Source organism: Ancylomarina salipaludis, from assembly GCF_004122035.1.
In the GTDB taxonomy this organism is placed as follows: Bacteria; Bacteroidota; Bacteroidia; order Bacteroidales; family Marinifilaceae; genus Ancylomarina; species Ancylomarina salipaludis.
On the sequence record NZ_SAXA01000012.1, the window covers coordinates 88,323 to 109,376 of the forward strand.

General features: G+C 36.1%; 17 protein-coding genes. 15 read left to right on the top strand and 2 right to left on the bottom strand.

Annotated features, from left to right (window positions below; all coding sequences use genetic code 11):
• Positions 1-38: 38 nt before the first annotated feature.
• The 6 genes from cobM to EO244_RS12930 all read left to right on the top strand — a co-directional run bounded on the left by cobM (position 39) and on the right by EO244_RS12930 (position 6,654).
• A complete protein-coding gene (gene cobM / locus EO244_RS12905; RefSeq protein ID WP_129255100.1) occupies positions 39-1,865 on the top strand; it encodes a precorrin-4 C(11)-methyltransferase in 1,827 nt (608 codons plus the stop codon).
• 114 nt (positions 1,866-1,979) lie between these two features.
• Positions 1,980-3,806: a cobalt-precorrin-5B (C(1))-methyltransferase CbiD gene (cbiD, locus tag EO244_RS12910; protein ID WP_129255101.1), complete on the top strand. Its 1,827-nt coding sequence runs from the start codon at positions 1,980-1,982 to the stop codon at positions 3,804-3,806.
• A 96-nt stretch (positions 3,807-3,902) separates the two neighbouring features.
• On the top strand, positions 3,903-4,625 hold the full coding sequence (locus tag EO244_RS12915) for an energy-coupling factor ABC transporter permease (protein ID WP_129255102.1): 723 nt from the start codon (positions 3,903-3,905) through the stop codon (positions 4,623-4,625).
• A gap of 39 nt (positions 4,626-4,664) precedes the next feature.
• On the top strand, positions 4,665-4,958 hold the full coding sequence (locus EO244_RS12920; RefSeq protein ID WP_129255103.1) for an energy-coupling factor ABC transporter substrate-binding protein: 294 nt from the start codon (positions 4,665-4,667) through the stop codon (positions 4,956-4,958).
• A gap of 63 nt (positions 4,959-5,021) precedes the next feature.
• Positions 5,022-5,789: an energy-coupling factor transporter transmembrane component T family protein gene (locus tag EO244_RS12925; RefSeq protein WP_164977497.1), complete on the top strand. Its 768-nt coding sequence runs from the start codon at positions 5,022-5,024 to the stop codon at positions 5,787-5,789.
• A gap of 67 nt (positions 5,790-5,856) precedes the next feature.
• Positions 5,857-6,654: an energy-coupling factor ABC transporter ATP-binding protein gene (locus tag EO244_RS12930; RefSeq protein WP_129255105.1), complete on the top strand. Its 798-nt coding sequence runs from the start codon at positions 5,857-5,859 to the stop codon at positions 6,652-6,654.
• 43 nt (positions 6,655-6,697) lie between these two features.
• On the opposite strand, the gene EO244_RS12935 is transcribed toward EO244_RS12930, so the two are convergent.
• Positions 6,698-6,970, bottom strand: coding sequence for a DUF493 family protein (locus EO244_RS12935; RefSeq protein ID WP_129255106.1), 273 nt, complete (start codon positions 6,968-6,970; stop codon positions 6,698-6,700).
• 310 nt (positions 6,971-7,280) lie between these two features.
• Between EO244_RS12935 and EO244_RS12940 the strand changes: the two genes are divergently transcribed.
• Positions 7,281-7,667 (top strand): hypothetical protein, encoded by a 387-nt coding sequence (locus tag EO244_RS12940; RefSeq protein WP_129255107.1) that lies wholly within the window; start codon positions 7,281-7,283, stop codon positions 7,665-7,667.
• A 272-nt stretch (positions 7,668-7,939) separates the two neighbouring features.
• A complete protein-coding gene (locus EO244_RS12945) occupies positions 7,940-9,052 on the top strand; it encodes an outer membrane beta-barrel protein (protein ID WP_129255108.1) in 1,113 nt (370 codons plus the stop codon).
• A 57-nt stretch (positions 9,053-9,109) separates the two neighbouring features.
• Here EO244_RS12945 and EO244_RS12950 read toward each other — a convergent pair whose 3' ends face one another.
• On the bottom strand, positions 9,110-10,024 hold the full coding sequence (locus EO244_RS12950) for a nuclear transport factor 2 family protein (RefSeq protein ID WP_129255109.1): 915 nt from the start codon (positions 10,022-10,024) through the stop codon (positions 9,110-9,112).
• Between the two features lie 351 nt (positions 10,025-10,375).
• On the opposite strand from EO244_RS12950, the gene EO244_RS12955 reads away from it, so the two are divergent.
• From EO244_RS12955 to EO244_RS12985, 7 genes are all read left to right on the top strand, one after another.
• Entirely contained in the window at positions 10,376-11,773 is a 1,398-nt protein-coding gene (locus tag EO244_RS12955) for an MFS transporter (RefSeq protein WP_241687984.1), read from the top strand.
• Positions 11,774-12,003: 230 nt separating this feature from the next.
• The gene (locus EO244_RS12960) at positions 12,004-12,834 is read left to right on the top strand and encodes a YARHG domain-containing protein (RefSeq protein ID WP_129255110.1); all 831 of its coding nucleotides are present in this window, start codon (positions 12,004-12,006) and stop codon (positions 12,832-12,834) included.
• A gap of 234 nt (positions 12,835-13,068) precedes the next feature.
• Positions 13,069-14,568 carry a subtype B tannase gene (locus EO244_RS12965; RefSeq protein ID WP_129255111.1) on the top strand — a complete coding sequence of 500 codons (1,500 nt, stop codon included), beginning with the start codon at positions 13,069-13,071 and terminating at the stop codon, positions 14,566-14,568.
• A gap of 236 nt (positions 14,569-14,804) precedes the next feature.
• Positions 14,805-15,008, top strand: a complete 204-nt coding sequence (locus EO244_RS12970; RefSeq protein ID WP_129255112.1) for a hypothetical protein — start codon at positions 14,805-14,807, stop codon at positions 15,006-15,008.
• Complete coding sequence (locus tag EO244_RS12975) at positions 15,005-15,220, top strand: hypothetical protein (RefSeq protein WP_129255113.1); 216 nt, start codon at positions 15,005-15,007, stop codon at positions 15,218-15,220. Before EO244_RS12970 ends, EO244_RS12975 begins: the two co-directional genes overlap by 4 nt.
• Before the next feature lie 255 nt (positions 15,221-15,475).
• The gene (locus EO244_RS12980) at positions 15,476-16,786 is read left to right on the top strand and encodes a TlpA disulfide reductase family protein (protein ID WP_129255114.1); all 1,311 of its coding nucleotides are present in this window, start codon (positions 15,476-15,478) and stop codon (positions 16,784-16,786) included.
• Positions 16,787-16,975: 189 nt separating this feature from the next.
• Positions 16,976-21,049 (top strand): putative Ig domain-containing protein, encoded by a 4,074-nt coding sequence (locus EO244_RS12985; RefSeq protein ID WP_129255115.1) that lies wholly within the window; start codon positions 16,976-16,978, stop codon positions 21,047-21,049.
• Positions 21,050-21,054 lie beyond the last annotated feature (5 nt).

The window sequence follows — 21,054 nt, forward strand, 5'->3', positions numbered from 1 at the left end:
TTTTTATATCACTGAGATCTTCAAAAAAATATAGACCCATGGATAAAATAGCCATAATCATAAATAATAAACAATCGCTTGAAGTCGCTGATACAATTCGTAAAGAACTGGATCAGGTTGAGATTTTTTCGGTTGGAGCCTATGAGGGAACAACAAAAATTGAGTCGATAAACGGCTTTCTTGAAAAAGATTTTAATCAATACAAGGCCTTTGTGTTTATAGGTGCACTGGGAATATGTGTTCGTTCTATTGCTCCTTTTATTCAGAACAAACAGATTGATCCGGCCGTTATCAATATGGATATTAAAGGTCAATATGTTCAACCCGTTTTGTCCGGACATAAGGGAGGAGCCAATCATTTGGCTAAGACCATTGCTTCCATCTCCGGAGGAACAGCTTTGATAACAACGGCCAGCGACACATTGAACTTGTGGGCTTTGGATATCATCGGTAGAAAATACAAGTGGACGAATGAGTATTTCAATAGTACCGAAAATGATTTTATTGCGGCCTTTGTAAATGGTAAGAGAACGGCTTTGTTGCTTGATATTAAGGATGAGGGAACCGAACAGTTGGAACGAACCCTTCCCGATTTTGTTGAGGTCTTTTATGAGTTTTCAGCAATCAATCCTCAGCAATTTGATTTAGTTATTGCGGTGACCCCAAAGCTGTACGAGACCAGACTGCCGATTTTATTTTATCGACCTAAATGCCTGCATTTGGGAACGGGTGCACAAAAGAATATCAATTCGGAACAATTCGAAGAGCAGGTTTTAAATTTCCTTGAAGCACATAATTATTCGGGGTATTCATTGCTTGCCATCAACACAGTTGATCTGAAAAAGGATGAAGTGGCCTATAAAGCGATGAGTGAAAAGCACGATGTGGCTTTTAATTGTTATCGAGCTGAAGATTTAAATGAGATTGATGCCGGTTTGTTGTTTTCTGAAGCTGCCCATGCGGCAACGGGAGCTCACAATGTGAGTGAAGCAGCTGCCTTGTTGGCATCGGGAGCGAAAAACCTCCTGGTAGAAAAATCGAAGCAGATTGATTCCTTCGGTAAACATTTCACATTGGCCCTGGCCATGGATGTTCGTCAGGAAAGAAAGGCGGGTTTTGTGACGATTGTGGGAGCAGGTCCCGGCGATCCGGAATTGGTATCGGTAAAAGGGAAGAAGCTTTTGCAAAATGCTGATTTGATTCTTTATGCGGGGAGTTTGGTTCCTAGACGATTGACCGAATATGCAAAAGAAGGCTGTGTGGTTCGAAATTCGGCATCGATGACATTGGAGGAGCAATTCGATATCATGCATGAGCATTATAAAAAGGGACATTCGGTGGTTCGCTTGCACACCGGGGATCCTTGTATTTATGGAGCCATTCAGGAGCAAATGAATTATTTCGATCATCATCAGATGTCTTATGAAATTGTTCCAGGCATCTCTTCATTTCAGGCAGCAGCAGCTCGACTGAAATCACAATTTACCATTCCTGATCGTATTCAGACCATTATTTTGACTCGTGGCGAGGGACGTACGGCTATGCCGGAGAGAGAGAAACTGACAGAATTAGCAAAGTTCCAATCGACCATTTGTTTGTTTTTGAGTGCGACTCTGGTTGATCAGGTTCAGGCTGATTTGCTGGAAGCCTATCCACCGGAAACACCTGTTGCGATTTGTCACAAATTGACCTGGCAGGAAGAAAAAATCTGGAGAGGAAAATTGAAAGATTTAGCTCGAATTGTAAAAGAAAATGAGCTGACTTTAACCACCATGATTGTTGTGGGAGAAGCCATTGACAACAGAAAGAACCGATCGAAACTTTACGATCCGACGTTCAGACATATTTTTAGAGAGAAAAGCTAATTACGATGATATGGAGATGTGTTGATTGAGTGATGTGTTGATGTGAAATAATGAAACATTTTGATTCGAATTATTAATTAATCATCACAAATTGTTAATCATTAATTACGAAGAATGAAAAGGCAGATTTTAATATTTGGAGGAACGACAGAAGGACGTAAAGTGGCCAATTGGCTGAGCGACCTGAAGCAGTCATTCTACTATTCGACCAAGACGACCAGTCATCCTCTGATTTCGGAGATGGGCGAGTGTTTGTCGGGTGGCATGAATGAGGACGAGATGATTGAATTCTGCCAATTGCACGAGATCAGCTTGATCATCGATGCTGCGCATCCTTTTGCAGCAGATTTGCATCAGAACTTGCATCATGTGGCCTCTGAACTCGATATTGCTATCGTTCGGATAGAACGCGAATTTGTTGAGAGACTGGATCACGAATACATTCATTATTTACCATCAATGGATGCTTGTATCAATGAGATAAAAGAGAGACATATTACGCGGGTACTTTCTTTGGTAGGGGTTAAAAATCTTCCCAAAATTAAGAAGGCTTTACCCCAGTGTGATATTTGGTTTCGTATTCTCAACTTTCCGGAATCTATTCGTATTGCCCGCGAGGCTCAGGTAAATGAAGAACGTTTGATTGTGTCTTCCCGTTTTGAAAATCTGCTTTTGGAAGAAGATTTGATCAAAGAACATGGTATTCAGGCTATCCTAACCAAAGAGAGTGGTTATTCGGGTTTGCTCGATAAAAAGATGGAGTTGGCCATAAAACATGAGCTGCCTTTGTTTATTGTGAAGCGCCCGGATTTACCGGAATACGATAAAATTATCAAAACCCGTTCAGAGTTTCAGTCTTATTTGGATGAGGCCTTTGGTATAAAGCGACTTGAGTTGGCGCATGGTTATACCACTGGAACCTGTGCGGCTATTTCAGCAAAAGCGGCGCTGAAAGCTTTAATAACTCAGGAAAAAACAGAATGGGAGCGCGTTGATTTGCCTAATAACAGGGAAGCCATGATGCCCATACATTGTACGGAGTTGGCATCGGATTATGCTATTTGTACCGTAATTAAGAATTCGGGTGACGATCCGGATGTAACAGATGGCACTGAGATTGGTTGCAGAATTAGTTTTAATGCCACAGGAGAGATTCGATTTGTAAAAGGTGAAGGTGTTGGAAGGGTGACCAAAGCGGGTTTGGAAATTCCTGTTGGGGAACCTGCTGTTAATCCAACGCCTCGAAAAATAATAGAACGTGAGTTAACCCAGGTTTTGGATACTTCTCAATTAAGGAAAGGTCTTGACATTTCAGTTTTTGTACCCATGGGAGCCAGGCTTGCAAAGAAAACCTTCAACCCGCGTTTGGGAATTGAGGGAGGGATTTCAATTATTGGAACGACAGGCATATTGAAACCTTTTTCTGCCGAAGCCTACGTTCAAACAATTAAGAAACACGTGCGATTTGCCGTTGAAAATGGCAGTCGTGAGGTGATTATTAATTCGGGGGGGCGCAGTGAGCGTTATCTGAAGCAGAAATTTCCTGAAATGCCACAGCAAGCTTATATCCAATATGGAAACTTTATTGGTGATACCCTTCATGCTATAAATGGGAGTGGTATTGAAAAAGTGAGTATGGGAATCATGATGGGCAAGGCGGTGAAGTTAGCCGAAGGTCATTTGGACACACACAGTCAGAAGGTGGTTTTCAATAAGGATTTTTTGATTCGGATAGCCAAAGAGGCTGGTTATGAAGAGTCATCTATCAATCAAATTCGAGCGGTGAATATGGCCCGGGATCTGGAGGAAATTTTCCCTTTTACCGAAAATGAACTTTTTTACAAGCATTTGAAAAGCAAGTGCTATGACGTGTTGGAAAAGGAGATTGAAGGTTACGGGATTGAATTGCTTTTGATGAATATCAAAGGTGAGATAATTTAATGATGAGTTGATGTATTGATATGACGATGTGTTAATGTGGACCCCTGAGCGTGTTTGATGGGTAAAGACATATACGAGACTGTAAAAACGAACAAAATGAAGAAAATATTAATAATACTAGCCATATTTTCCCCCATTCCTGCATTTAGTATGCACATTATGGAGGGCTTTTTACCTGCCTTTTGGTCACTGTTTTGGTCGGTGGTTTACTTGCCCATCTTTGTTTGGGGCTTTAGAAAGATCAAGCAGCTGCTTGTTGAGAAACCGGAGTTGAAATTGCTTTTAGCTTTGGCCACGGCTTTTGCTTTTGTCCTGTCAGCTTTGAAATTACCATCGGTGAGCGGTTCCTGTTCGCATCCAACCGGAGTGGGCTTGGGCGCTTTGCTTTTTGGTCCCTGGGTGATGTCGGTTATTGGTGTGCTGGTGCTTTTGTTTCAGGTTTTACTTTTGGCCCATGGGGGAATCACCACTTTGGGAGCCAATGCCTTTTCGATGGCATTTATTGGTCCGGTTTTTACCTGGTTGATTTTTTCCCTGAGTAATAAGATGGGCGTGAATAAAAAAGTCGCTGTGTTTTTAGCTGTTTTTGTTGGGAATATGGCAACCTATGTGTGCACATCTGCGCAGTTGGCTTTTGCACATCCCGATGTGGTAAATGGCGTGACCACAGCCTTCTATAAATTTGTGAGCATTTTTGGACTGACGCAGATTCCGATTGCGATTATTGAAGGCTTGCTGACTGTAGTGGTTTTAAATTTATTATCCGATCATGTGCCCATGCGTTTCGACTTTTTAAGTCAATACAAGAAGAGAGCTTAATGTGGCGATGAGATAACTTGATGATGTAAATTTGATATGATGACGAATAAAACGAGTAATCTAATTTTAACAGCTGCTATAATCCTGATTGTAGTGCTGACCCTATACTTTTTCCCCCATGCTGACTTTATGGGAGCCGATGGTTTGGCAGAGGATTATATCACACAATCACAACCGGACTATAAGCCTTGGTTTTCGAACATTTGGGAACCACCAAGTGGCGAAATTGAGAGTCTTTTGTTTTCTTTGCAGGCTGCAATTGGAACCGGGGTTGTGGCTTATGTCATTGGCTACTATAAAGGGAAGAAGAGGGCATGCAATAAGGGTTTGTGATTTTTGAATTCAAGTCAGACTCTAAAAGCATAATTCTTAACTCATAAATATTCAATATTCAGCGTGTTTATAAGCGAAAAATACAATTTGCTGCAAGCCAAATCGACCTGGCATCCTTTCGAGAAGTTAACTTTTTTTGTTGCTTTTCTTTTGGGGAGTCTGTTGACGCATAACAGTGTCGTGCCCTTTTTGATTCTGGTGGGCATTTCGGTCTTTTTCTTTATTCAGGGCTTGACTCTAAAAGATCTGTTGCAGATTGCCGCATTGCCTATGAGTTTTATGCTGCTGGCCATTTTTAGTATCATCTGTATCATTAGTCGGGAAAATTTTGAGGCGATTTATTTAATTAAGCTTGGCAGCTATTACATTGGTTTTTCCGATTTGAGTTTGGATAAGGGGATTCATATCATGGGAAAAGCCATGGGGGCCATGTTTGCGTTCTATTTTCTGATTCTGACTTGTCCCATTGATGAGATAGAATATTTACTGAGGAAGATGAAATTGCCTGATTTATTGATTGAGCTTTTTGTTTTGTCTTTTCGTTTTATTACCATTTTGTTGTCTTTCTCCCGGCAATGCTATTTGTCTCAAAAAAAGAGAATGGCTTATCTCAGTTTCGGCTCGTCTGTTCGGGCATTGGGGATGTTGGTTTCATCCGTATTAATAAAATCCCTGATACATGCCGATTTTTCGCATCAAGCCTTACTCAATAGAGGGTATAAAGGAGAAATGAAGTTTCTCGATACACACGGTTCTTTGCAGGTAAAACGATTGATTTTCCCCACTATTTTAATGATAGGCTTGATTGCGCTGGGGCAACTAAAATTGTGACTTTTTTATCTGAGTCCGGATTCTATTCAATCATCCAATTATCACGTTAAAACATTATCCAATCAAAATGGCTTATATCGAATTAGAAAATATCAGTTTTGAATACCCCAATCAAACCCTGGCTCTCAATCAGATTAACCTGAGTGTTGAGAAAGGACAGAAACTTGCTGTTGTTGGAGAGAATGGTTCGGGAAAATCCTCTTTGTTTTTATGTTTGTGTGGTATTCATTATCCGCAAAGCGGACGTTATATTCTCGATGGTGAAGTGCAAAAGTGCAAACGGAAGGACAGAAACAAGCTGTTTACCAAGGTGGGCTATGTGTTTCAGGACCCGGAAGTGCAACTCTTTGCTTCGACTGTCGAAAAAGACATCTCATTTGGAGCCATAAATGCAGGCATGAAAGGAGAGGCGCTAGAGCTTTGTATGAACGAGGTGATGGCTATGACACAAACCCGGGAGCTTAAAAACAAGCCTCCGCATCAGTTGAGTTACGGCCAAAAAAAGCGGGTTGCCATTGCGGGTGTTTTGGCTTGTAAGCCTGAAGTTTTACTTTTGGATGAACCTTTTGCTTGGTTGGATGCTCAGCAAAAGAAAAATACCATTCAGATATTGGATGATCTTCATCAACAAGAAAAAACCCTTGTTATATCGACACATGATATCAATTTTGTGTACGAATGGGCCGATAAATTGGTGGTGATGAAAGAGGGGCAAATTCTGGCTACAGGTCATCCTCACGAACTCTTAAAGGATGAGGACTTGATCGAACGGGCCGGATTGGAAATGCCTTTGGTTTTGCAATTAACAAAGAAATTGAGTTTGGACTCAACACCTGAAAGCATGGCGGCATTTTTAAAAGTCTAAAAAGTCAAAATACCTTGATTTTGACTCTTTGACTTTAGGATTTTTATAAAGCTAATAAGCCTTCTATTTTATTGGCTTGACTATAGATGTCGATGACTTCATCGGCATTTTTCATTTTGATTTTCACGGTGATACTGATGAAACGGATATCCTTAGAGGTTTTAAAAGCGAATTTTGTTCCGGCAGGAAACATCGCTTTAACAGCCTCCAGTTTTTCATCCTTATTGGGGATAATAAACTTGAACATATATAGTGATGGCCATCGAGATGAGTCAATAAGCTGTTGGCGTAATTTTTGGTATTTTTCCTGATCCATTTTAAGCTTGATTTAATTTCTACAAAAGTCGAAAAGTTTTTTTTAAAATCCATAAAAATCAAATGATTTGTAAGAATAGGGGGGAATTCTGTGCGTTTGGTTTTTTAGTTCTGAAATTATATATCAGTTTGCAAGCTGCTTAAAAATTTTCGCTGAGCTGCGGTTTAAAATTTTTACTTATTGATAAGGATATTAGTGCTTCCATTGTTTTTTTTAATAAGTTGGTTTTATTATCTTGATAGACAGTAGCATAAGTCCTTAAAAATAGAATGTTTAACTATTTGGTAATAGCCAACTAAATCCTTTAGTTATGAAATATATCGCCTTAATTTTAGTTTTGTATTTGAGTCTTCAGATGAGTTTTGCCCAAAAACAAAATCTGGCGAATAAACCTGGTTCGACATGGAGTCGTATTGATCAGGCTATGTCTGACAAGCAAGTTTTAAGTTCAGATTCTTTTGATATCGCCAGAAATAGTGGCGGAAAACATGGAGAGGGACGATTGCCAACAGCATACAGCAAAGGTCTTGATAAAATCCAATATGTTTTTCCACTTGGGATTATAGACAGAAACAGTGACGGTAAGCAGAGCGAGGGGAGACCTGCTACAACTTATAGTATGAGCCTTAAAAAGGGAACTGAAGTCAGAGCTGAAGATGATATTGCCCGAAACAGTGGCGGACGAAATAGTGAGTAGGAAAGTTGAACGTTTGTTCCGGATTATTGGACGTATTTAGATATAATGGATTCGACGCTTCATATTTATAATGTGAAGCGTTTTTTTTGTAAAATACGATTCCTGATTGCACCTTTATTGGCTTGGAATAAGCTAGTTGAATGCTTATATATTAGGCTTTTAGATGATGTTTTTTTTCCTGGTTAAGAAGATTTTTACTATATTAAGGAATACCGAGAACCCCCTTCATCCTGATGATGAAGACTTTGGCCTTTTCTTCTAAATCCTGAACTATGAAAAAGATCTTTTTCATCTTAGTACTGGTTACGATTGTATGCATTGTATTCGCACAAGACAATAAGCTCAATCGGGATATAAGGCCAAATATGAGTTTGCAAAAAGCTCAACCCTACACCATCGATTTTTTTAATGGCTTGAGTTTTCCCCAAGGCAATTTAAATACTTTTTTAAAGGATGGTTTCAATAGTGGTGTTTTAATTCATAAGCGTTTTGGTAAAAAGTTATCCGTAGGCTTAAGTGCCAATTACAGCCAATATAATCATAAGCAGAGTACAGGACTTAATCCAAACCCCCAACGTCACGAATTAAGTACCACTTCGTTTGATATTGGGCCTCAATACAATTTAAACCTGGGTCGTTTTACTTTGGAATTTTATGGACGTTCCGGTTTGTCCATTGTTAATTCTCCCCAGTCTTTTATGATGTATCCCGAAACGGATATCATGATTACCAGTCTGGAGGCCTATAAGAGCACTGCCCTGACAACCCGTTTGGGAGCTAATATGACTGCCAAGATTGTTCAGGGGCTCAAGCTTTATTTCAGTTCGGAATACATCACCAGTTTAAATAACGATATGAATTATCAAACCCGGGATTTGAGTGAAGCCTTTCGTGAGGATGGAACATTAGATTTTGATGCAGCCAATAAATTACCTCTTCAGAATGAAAGTCTTTCTTTATCCATGTTCAATGTGAATTTTGGTGTGCGAATTTCTTTCGGGAAAAGTCGTAAACAAAAGCCTAATTCGCTTTATCAGAAGGGGGGGATTTCGGACATGAGTCCTGTTTATGAGACTAAAAGTGTGCAAAGTCGCGATTGGCTGGAGTCCGATATCCAGAGAAAGAACAACAAATTAGCTCTCAATGTTCAGGATACAAATAAACCCACTCGAACATATCATTCATCGGTGATTGCGCCTGAACCCGATATGAGTAAAAAACTGGTGGATGCCAAAGCGAATCCAATTGATGAAGATTCCTTTGTGTCTATCCCCAGAGAAAAGCTTAAACTGAAGAGCAAAGCTCAAATCGCAAAGGAGAGAAGAAAAATGAAACGAAAAGAAAGACGGGCAAAGCGAACAGCAAATTTAAAAGGTCTTCAATAGTAAGCCCCACATCAAACTAATGCAGGGCTTATTATTATAAAAATTTAATCATTGAGACTATTCTTTAAACTGATTGCTGCTGTACCATATATATTCTCTGATGATTTTACCGTCTTTATTAAAGGTACAATCCAACATGTAGGGGACTTCAATTTTTTTATCTTTTCCCCACTCGGTGTATAGCCACCAGGAATAAACTACATACTGATCATTTTTTGCATAATACATGCAATCGGGATAGCCAACCTGAGTGATTTTAAATTTTGTTTCGGGCTGTAAGAACCTGCTTTCTTTAAGACTTTCCATTTGTTTTTCCAAGTCATTGGTTTCTCCAAATTTCATTGCCGAATTCCCAAAACTTGCCTTCGTATCAAAGAAACTTGCCCACTTATCCAAATCTTTTTCTTTGAAGGCATTTACCATCTTTCTGACTGTTATAATGTGAGGGTGGTTGATGTAGAGTTTTCCATTTTCTATTGTTCTTTTGCTATTATTAATCTCTTCGAAAATGTCGTTATTAAAATAGTAATGAAGCGAGGTTATCTTACCATCTTTATTAAAACTGTATAAATGATGAACAGGTAAGTCAAGGTTGATTCCGGTTTCACGGTGTGTGCCTGTTAGTCTGACCCAATCCTGTACCCAAATGCTCGATTCTTTATAATCTATTGCATCGGGATAAGCGGGTTTGTCATCCTGAATCATAACATTGTCATAGTTATCCCGGTAATAATTGATATAGCTTACCGTTCTTTCTTTTGAAGAATTCACTTTGTTGCCATTTACAAATACTTTAACCGTATCCGACATAAAACTTAAAAAAGCATCGGCATCTCCGGCTTCAAATGCTTTCCAGAGTTCTCTGGTTTTGGTTATGGCCTCATGGTCGGAATACACGGTTCCACTTTTTTTCTGCGAAAAAGAGGTGGTGCTTAAAAACACACACAACAATAAAATACTAAAAGCTTTCATAAAAGTTGAATTTAAAAATGAAAATAATTTGATGTCTGCCACTGAATGGGAGACATTAGAGGGATAAAAACCGATGTTGATTATCAAGACATAGTTTTTAGGTTCTAATGATTAGATTGTGAATCATTTTTATGATTTAGAGTTGAGAGGTTTGGCGATTTTATCAGGTATCATACCCTAAGATTGATCGCATAAGGAGGCAGGCCGTTTTGAGTTTAATCCTCAATTTACGAATCTTTTGCCAGATTGTCAATGTTTTATGAGAATCAGGTCTGATGGAGTTTGTTTCCATTTTATATTTATTTAATTTGTTACTGATTCGTATTTATGACAACTTAAGACCATTAATTTTTGACCGATACACAAAAAATGGACTGGACAAAAAAGCATCTTTCAATTATGGGCATTGTGGCAATTACCGCATTTATGGGAACTTTTCTTATATCGTCGGTGAGCATTGCTTTGCCTGCTATTGAAAAAAGTTTTGGTCTGGATGCGGTGGCGTTGAGTTGGGTAGTGACGGCTTTTTTACTTTCCACGGCCATGTTTTTACTGCCTGTTGGTCGTTGGGGAGATCTGAAAGGGATTCGACGACTTTTTAAGCTGGGGGTACTCATATTTACCCTGTCGTCACTGGCTTGTGGTTTATCCCCTTCCGGATTTTGGTTGATTTTCTTCCGGTATATCCAGGGAATTGGAGCGGCATTTACGAGTACGACCGGACCAGCTATTTTGGTATCGGCTTTTTTGCCACAGTATAGGGGGCGGGTTATCGGTTTGGCTGTGGCGGCAGTTTATTTGGGGCTTGCCTTTGGCCCTTTTGCGGGTGGTTTCTTAACGGAATTTTTTGGTTGGCGATCCATTTTTTTTGTGGCATCGGCATTGGGGCTGTTTACGTCTGTTATCACCTTTCTTTTTTTAGGAAATGACGATATGCTTGACAGTAAAGAGAAAAAAGTAGATTTAAAAGGCACGTTTTTTTATATGTTAGGGCTTGTCTCACTGGTTTATGGCTCTTCATTTATTCCTGATGTATCCGGATGGTTGATGCAGGGGGGAGGCATACTGGCTCTCATTATCTTTTGGCTGATTGAAAATAGGTCTGCAAGGCCGGTAATCGAGACCAGACTGTATACCCGTAATCGCTTGTTTGCCTATTCAAATCTGGCGGCTTTAATTAACTACAGCGCCACCTTTGCCATTATCTTTTTACTCAGCTTATATCTGCAAAAGATACAAAGACTCTCGCCTCGTGAGGCAGGAATGATACTGATTGCACAACCTATTGTAATGGCTTTGTTTTCGCCCTTGGCTGGTAGGCTTTCTGATCGAATCCAAGCCCGCTATCTGGCCAGTTTGGGAATGGGCATGTGTACTCTGGGATTGCTTGCTTTTGCATTTCTTTCTAACACGACACCTGTTTGGAGTATCGTTTCTATACTGATATGGGTAGGGCTTGGCTTTGCCTTTTTTTCGTCACCCAATATGAACACCATTATGAGTTCAGTAGACAAAAGGCAGTATGGCTTAGCTTCGGGTTCTGCGGCCACCATGCGAGTGATTGGCCAAATAGTGAGCATGACCATTGCCAGCCTGTTTTTTGCCGCCATGTTTGGCAATCAGGCTATTTTGGAGGTTCCGAATGCCCTCTTTATGACCGCGATGAAATGGGGTTTTATCACTTTCTCTTTAATTTGCCTTAGCGGCATTTATTTCTCCTTCAATCGGGGTAAAATGAACAGGAATTGATCCCTTAAAGCTTGTCAGTATTTTATTATGTAGAGTCTTTCTATTTTGAATTGCAATTTCATTTTACGGGTAAGATAAATACTGTTTAGTTCAAATAATTTTTAAATTTAGTGAGCCAAATTCAGAAGGTGCTGTTATCTCTCCAATATGGCAGGATAACAACACCTTTTCAGAAGATATATAGGAAATAACAGCCATATGCTTGTTTTAAACTAGTTAGGGGGAATTTTATGAAAAAACTAATCTATATATATCTGATACTTTTAAGTTCTTTGAGTGTTCTTGCTCAAGATACTTCAATCTTTAAAGCCCTTGAAGAATTGAAAATTGGTAGTAACCTACCTGCAGAAATCGCGGAAAAGTATTTTGGGGCAAAACCTGACTATTATGGAGAAGTACAACCTATAGAACTAGAATATTATAAAAAATATGATGACACTTCATTGATAATATTGAAATACTATACTGGTGTAGGAGCTTACAGTCTTCTAAAGTTCATTAATGAATCAAGGAGTCGTGAGAATGAAGAATATGTAATAATGCAGAACAGTGATCATGATGGTTCTTATGCAATAGCAAAAGACACTGATTACATTTTTATTAACGATAGCATAATTGAATTAATTGACACCAAGGAAATTGTAAAAGACTCATCTAAATATGACTCAAAAACGAACTGGATTAAAGGAGATAACTCATTTTGGGATTTAGAAACAGTTACATTCGATAGCTACAGGTATATTAAAATTGATTCTAACTGTGTCGTTTCAACGTTTAGTCCTAATAGAGAAATCAGTGAAAGTAGAATGTATAAACAAGTCTCTGAAAGGATATTAAGTCATAAAGACCTTAATGAGTTATCAAAGGAAGAATTGAGAATAATGAGAAATGAAATTTTTGCCGACTACGGTTACATATTTAATTCAAATGATCTGAAAAACTATTTCAACTCAAAATCTTGGTATACTCCAAAATATAAAACTGTATCATCTAAATTATCTATGGTTGAAAAAATAAATATCAAGACCATTTTGAGGTTGGAAAGTAAAAACTCCCCCTAACAAAAGCTAAATTTCATGGGCGCTGATGCGCAGTTTGAAAGCTTAGCTCAACTATTAAACACCAGCAAGCTACCAAAATTGGTTTGCGTAAAAATATAAACAAATTTAAGCGGCTTGCTTACTTGGCGGTTTGAAAGGAAAACTCTTTGAAATCGCCCACGAAAACTTAGCAAGACCGTTGTGCATAATGTAAAGAAACCTAAAACAGTGAAAGTATATAAAATAATAGTAAACATGAAGAAAATATTTGTAATCTTGATATGCGTTTCAACCTTAGCCATGGGTTGTAAAACAGGGAATAAAACGCAAACTGATAGTTTGAGAATTGATATTGCTAATTATAAAATTGAAGAATTAAGCTATAATGGAAAAGAATTTAAAGTTCGTGCCTACCAAGGTATTATTTATGTAAAAAAAACCGTAGATTCTATTTTCCATAGCATGAATATTTATATCCCGGAAGAATATTTTAACGGAAAAAGTATAAATGGTTATACTGCTGAAACAGCTCCTATTTTTTACCCTAATCAAGTTGGTGGTTATATGCCAGCAGAACCGGCATCAACTACCGGAACAAAGTTTATGCCTCCTTTAAATGGAAATATCCCTATGAATCCCCAAGAACTCAAAGAAAGAGAAAATACAGTAATTGTAGCTCTTTCTCACGGATATGTTGTGGCTTCTGCAGGTGCAAGAGGGCGCACTAATAAAAATACCGATGGGAAATATTTTGGGAAAGCACCAGCAGGTTTAATTGACCTTAAAGCCGGAGTCCGCTATTTAAAATATAACGATGACATATTACCCGGCGATGCTAATAAAATAATTTCAAATGGAACAAGTGCGGGTGGAGCCATGTCTGCATTACTAGGTGCAACTGGCGACAATCCTGATTACCTTCCATATCTAAAAGAAATAGGTGCGGCAGAAACAAGCGATGCTATTTTTGCATCCTCAGACTATTGTCCTATAACAAATCTAGACAATGCAGACAAAGCTTACGAATGGCAATACAATGGTATAAATGAATATAAATCCGGTCGTGGAGCAAATTCTGGTGCATCTAAATTATCAGAAAATCAAATACGTGTATCAGCTGATTTAAAATCGCAATTTCCTAAATACTTAAATTCTCTGAAACTAACAGATGAACAAGGAAATTCATTAAAGCTAGATGAAAATGGAGAAGGTAGTTTTAAAGAATTTATGAAGAAACAAGTTCTAATTTCTGCCAATAAGGCAATTAATGAAGGAAACGATTTATCTATGCATTCTTGGTTGTCTATTAGAAACCATCAAGCTATTCAAATTGATTGGAATGGTTATGTGAAATATATGGAAAGGCAAAAAACACCTCCCGCATTTGATGCTTTAGATTTATCTTCTGCCGAAAATATGGAATTTGGCACAGAAACCATAGACAAGCAACATTTTACAGAATATAGCAAAGAACACAGTTTGGTGGAAAACTCTAAGTTAGCCGATGCCAAAGTTATTAAAATGTTGAACCCAATGAATTATATCGGTACTTCGAATACCAAAACAGTACAATATTGGCGAATCAGACATGGAAGCAAAGACAAAGACACAGCTTTAGCCATTTCTGCAATTCTGACTCTAAAATTACGAAATAATGGTTTTGATGTAGATTATCTGTTGCCTTGGGATAAACCTCACAGCGGAGATTATGATTTAGCTGAACTATTTGAATGGATAGATGGAATTGTAAAATAGAAAACACTATGCACAACACTTTGTATAAGTAATGGCAGGCGATGTGGCAAATTTCAAGGTTTGTAGTCCGCTTAAACAACGTAGCGGTTTGACAGGTAAGAAGCCCGCAAACTGCCACTACTCATACAATTTACCGTTGGGTGTAATTTACACATCTCGCAAAAAGTAAAGTATTTATTGAACTTTTAACAGTTAAAATGAAAAGATTTAATCTCATATTCTTAAAAAGCAATAAGATGCTATTGACTAAAAAATTATATTCTGACTGGACTGAAATTCAAGGCGAGTATGAGGATTACATGGCATCACTTGATTTTAATACACTTAATGAGATTGAAGAATATATCAGAGTTGATTATAAATTGACTGCTAATAAAGCAAAACAAGAAGTGAACAAGATAAATATAGCTTTGAATGACACAATTGAAATAGAGCTATGACCAATTTTGACAACTCATTTATAAAAGCAATAGTAGACCAGCTAAAATTAAGACTTAATAGGAGCTTGACTAAGTCAGAACTTGATGCATTCTCAATCAAACGCTCTGGAATTGCATATGAAATGATTATGGATTTTATATCTGATGAACAAAAGTCAAAGCTTGAAATTGAAAAATATGTAGAAGCTGTAGTGGAAGAGAATTATAAATAAAAAACTACACCCAACAAACCGCAATAGTGCATAAGGGATGCAGAGCAATTTGGAAGGTTTGCGGCTTCGGCGAACAACGCCAAATCGTTGATTTGACTTTAAAATAAAATGAAAAGATAAAACCCAACCCAACGCTTCGGCTCCCCGAAATTTGAAAGGTTTGTGAGGACAAATTTCCCTTACGCACCATGCGGCAGGCCGTTACCTGCAATTTTGTTCGAAATCTAGAATTATAATAAAACCCAAATTAACACTATGAGATTGAGATACATTACTTTGATTTTAATTTGCTTTTCTAGCTTATTAAGTTGTACTGATAAAACAACGATTGAACTTCCTGTTATTGTAAAAAAAGGATATGGCCCTTTTAAGGCTAGTTTTATGAAAGCTTATGGTAAACCTAGTGTTTCAGACTTATCTGGCATACCCAATAACTGGGATGGGCTAAAACAAGGAGCCTTTACTACAAATGTGTTTCAGTCAGGATACCAGGCCTACGTGCAGGGAAATATGACAAGAAAACGTTACGAATCCTGGACAGAAAGACTTAAACATTGCATGCCAGATACCTTGAGCTTATCAAGAGAGCCAATAAAATGTAAAGTTAATTTTGTATATGGCAAGGACTCTACAGGTGTTACGAAAATAATTATTGATTCTAATAATAATCTAGATTTTAGCGACGATAAGGTTTATACGCCTATAGATATAACTGGTAAAAGGCACATCAATATGGATTCTTTAGCACAAAAGAACGCTATTGAGGTAAGCTATGAGCGTTTCTTAAAAAACAGAATTGAAAAAACGAATGCCCACTTACTATTTGCATATAGTAGTAGAACGAATAGTATTTATTACAGTTTTCCTCAACATTTAGTAGCCAAGTTGAATGGAGAAGAAATTGCTATTTGCACTAAAGACTTTAAGACTATCTCTTTCGATTATCCGATAATTACTGTATTAGATGATAAGTTAAAAAGAGGCGGAAAAGTTAATAGTGAAGACATATTTAACAGGAATGAATATTTTAAAATCGATAATAATTATTATCAAATCATTGGAGATAAACTTCTGCAAGACTCTTTTGATATCAAAAAGATCAATTTACCCAAAAACCGTATAAATTCAACTCAGGTTGGCTTTAAACCACTTCCAATCAAAGGAAACGATTTCAGAACTCAAGCTCCAATTGACATATCTAATTTGAAAGGGAAAATTGTACTTCTCAATTTCTGGTCGGTTTATTGTGGTCCCTGTCGACATGAATTACCAAAATTACAATCGTTCTATGACAGCATTGACAAGTCGAAATTTGAAATGGTTGGTGTTGTTTGTGAAAGTCCAGCCCATGAATTAACTAAATTAATAGATGAGAACTCAATTAATTGGCCTTTAATATTAACACCCAATAATGATATTTTATCTCAATATAATATTAATGCTTTCCCTACATCATACCTTCTAAATGAGGAGGGTGTTGTAATAGCAAAAAACTTAAGAGGAAAAGAATTAGAGGTGAAAATTAGAAGTTTAATAAGTGAAAAAACAGCAGGTAACAAAAGCTAAATTTCATGGGCGGTGATGAGCAGTTCGAAAGTTTAGTTCAATTAAGAAACACCAGCAAGCCAAGCAAATTAGTGTTTGTTAAAATATAATATGTAAATTTACTCGGCTTGCTTTTTTAGCGGTTTGAAAGGAAAATTCTTCGAAATCGTCCACGCAATATTGCAAGACCGTTATTAACACTATCAATTTATGAAAAGAATCACACTTTTACTATTACTAACACTACTACTACAAATACATGCAGATTCACAAAATAAATTTATTGACTGGATTACTCCAATAAAAGGAGATATATCTACTAATAAAAGTTTAATAAATGACTTTTGTTACTCTTCTGGTTTACTTCTTGTATCTGGAGTTGTTGATAATGGAAAGATTATTCCCACTATTAGAACTATTCTATATAATGAGAGTGAAAAAGAGTTATGGAGGGTTGATTACCAGTTAAGGGAAAAAAAATACGAGAATCCTAAGGTGTGTGTAACAGTAATGGATATTCAAAAAAACTGTTATGTTCTAGTGTCTGATAATTATAACTTATTATTATTAAAATATAGTAGTGCAGGTGATTTACTTTATGAGAAAAATTTAAATAATGTTTCTAATAAATCACATATGACAGTTGATGAAAACCAAAATATATATTTATCAACACAAGCATCAGACTATAATCTATTAAAAATTGATAAAAACGGAGAATTTGTATGGAAAAAGAAGATAAATGGTGTTTTTATCAATAAAATAAAGTTGAATAGCAATAATCAACTTTTAATATACGATAACCGTTCTCTATTTGCTAAGTACAGTACAGATGGTGAGAAGCTATCTCTTTTTTATGGTCAAGTAAGAAATGATTATTATAGTTATTCAATTTTGGAAGATGGTAGTGTAGTTAAAATTTCTAATGGGCAAGAACAGTACACCATTACAAAATATGGTATTAACGATTCATTAATTTTCACAAAAACATTTGAAGATGCTATAGAAAATAGCTCTGATTCTAAAAAATACAATTTCTCACACTCCAGAATATTTAATAGTAATAATAATATAAGGCTGTTTGTAACGCATTACATCATAGAGAATGATCAACATGTTGGCTATAGAACAAAGCTATTTACCTTAAATGAAAGTGGAGAGGTCATCAATGAGCAAATGTTTGAGTCTCCTGAGATTGGAAGCGGAGAAAATAATTTTTTAGAGCATACATCTATAGATAAGAGTAATTATATTGTTTTTGCTAAATCTGAATATGTAGATGGCAAATACACGAACACGAGTACATGTATTATTAAGTATAATGAAAAAGGAGATTTAGTCTATAAAAAAGCGTATGACCTAAATACCGATTATGAGAATATTACGCCTAAAAAAATTATTATTAACTCTAACAATGAATTATTAATTCTATGCAATGAATATTCTGGCTTGGATTATTCTTCAAAAAAATATAAGTTTTCGAGAGGTGTAATAATGAGGTTTTCTCCTTCGGGAGAGTTTATTTCTAAGATTTTGTACGATGGAGAAGGAAAAGGGGAGAATAGGATTGAATTTTTAGGAACAGATTCTAATAATAATACGATAGCTGTTGGTAAGGACGAAAATTCAAACCTTTTAATAACAAAAATTGATACCAAAGGGGAGTTAGTATATACAAAGAAGATTGAATTTGAAACCAGGAGATATCAAGATTTTGATTGTACTATAGGAAAGAATGATGATATTCTTATTGTGTATAAGCCAGATAGAGATAATTTTTTCTTTTTCACAAAAGTAGATAGTGATGCAAATATATTAAAGAGTAAAAGAATAAGCTCTAAGTCCAGTTTGTTTAATATGCACATTGATAATGACCTAAATTCATATTTTTGGTATTACAATAATGATGAACAGAAATTTAAGTCATTAAAGTTAGATAGTGAGTTTAATACTGTATACGATATTGTTAGTAGTGATAATAATTTTAGTAGCATGCAAAAAGTATCAGCTGTTGCAGATAGTTGTATGTTCAGGTATGTGACAGAAACAGATTTTATTGAAAAAATATCTTTTGAAACTGGAGCTGTTGAGTGGAGAGTAAAAAATAATAGTATTACTACGGTTAATGAGATAAAACTTAATTTAAAAAACAACAGTTTTTATCTTATCGGTAAGAATATGGTAGCCGATACTTACAATACATATCTTAGTATCACTAAAATTGACTTAGAGGGCAATATATTATGGAATAAAAACTTTGACGATATAAAAGATCTAAACTATTTTATTGCCAAACCCGATAATACAGCAATTGTGTTTTATAAAGATGGGGCTATTAAAAGCATGAAAATAGATCGTGATGGAAATAGTAATCCTCTCGATACGCCTATAAAGAACCAATATATATCTGGTCACTACTCAAATAACACACACACCTATTTGTTTTGTAATGAAAGAACGGTTGTGTTTGATTCTAATGAAAACTATCTATACTGTAACTTAATAGAAAATGATTCAACAATAGATTATTGTAGGAAATATTTTAATCGAGTTGATAAGAATCATAATATTATAGGAGCTGCAAATACTTATGGTATTGGTGTGGTATACAAATATAAGATGGATATGGAGAGAGTTAATCTACCTCCTGTTGCAGAAGTTATTAACGATACCATATATAAGGATGACGTATATCAATATTTTAGCGAGAATCTTAAAATTTCAGATCCCAATAACGATCTGTTAAGCTACGAAATAGTGTCATCTTCAATGGAAAATCCGTATTTGAATAATTATGCCTCTTATACTTCTCTTTCGGGTAAAATGATTAGAGGTAAATATACCACTTCAGTAAAAGCAACTGACCCATTTGGTGAGTCTATTACTGTTAATTATATATCGTATTGCGGAAAAAATTTAAACCATACTATTAAACCGATAGCAAATCAAATAGCTCATGTAAACAATAGATTTTCATATAGATTACAGGTGATAAATCCAGATAAAAACAGCTTAGAATATCGCCTTGTAGATGCTCCAAGTTGGATGCATATGTTTGGTTCGAGTTGCGAAGGATACCCTTCGCAAGAGGATGTTGGAAAAACATTTAAAGTAAAAGTAGAGATTAAAGACATTGTTTTTGAGGATGAAATAACAACAGAATTTAATGTTGAGGTAAAAGAACAGAATAATTTACCTGAAATAACGTCTGTATGTTCTACAAAAAGTATAGAAGCAGGAGAGGAATTCAACTACACGATATCTGTACAAGACATAGATAATGATACATTAACATATAAAATAGAAAATTGCCCTAGTTGGTTAAACTGGAACAGTGAAACAAATACGGTATCAGGTGAATCGTCATTAAAAACTATTGGAACATACAGTTTTAGTATTACAGTTTCTGATGCTTATGGTGGAACCGACAGAGAGTATATAGATCTATCTGTTATAAATTCTAATAATAGTGCCCCGGAAACTTCTTCTCCTATAAAACAAGCTCATGTATTTAACGATTATACATACCTTTTAAATATTAATGATAAAGATGGCGATGCTGTAGATGTTAGCATAATTGAAAAACCAAGCTGGATAAATTACTCTGACGAAGGAAAAGTTTTCTATGGTTTTCCAAAGAAAAAAGATTACGGCGTTCATGCATTAAAATTTAAAATATCTGATAAGTCAATCACTTCAGAAAAGTACATGTTAGTTAATGTAACACACCCAACTAATAAGAAGCCTATAATTATTTCGCCGCCTATTTTAGAATTTACATCAGGAGAAGAGTATGTGTACAATATTGATTTTTATGATCCTGATTATGATAGGGTAAGTGTTAGAATTTTAGAAAAACCAGATTGGTTAACATTCGATGCCACTTACAATACTTTATCTGGTAAAACAGATAATTATGTAGGTAGTTTTAAGATAAAAATTATGGTTGTAGATGAGTTTGATTCATCATCTGTACAGGAGTTTGAGGTATTTAATTCAACAATTACATCCATAGAGGATGTTCGTGATTCTCAAATAAAAATTTACCCTAACCCCGTTAATGATTATTTAAATATTGAGTATTTGCCCCAAACGAATGAAGCATTATCAATATATCTGCTAGATATTAATGGCAGAAGGATAAAAACTTTTGTTCACAACAATAGAAGCGATCTGTTGGGTATTGAAAAATCGTATAATGTTAGTTATTTAAAGCCCGGATTATATATTATTAGTATTGTAGATGGAGAGAAAACGGCTAATTATAAGATAATAAAACAATAACTAAC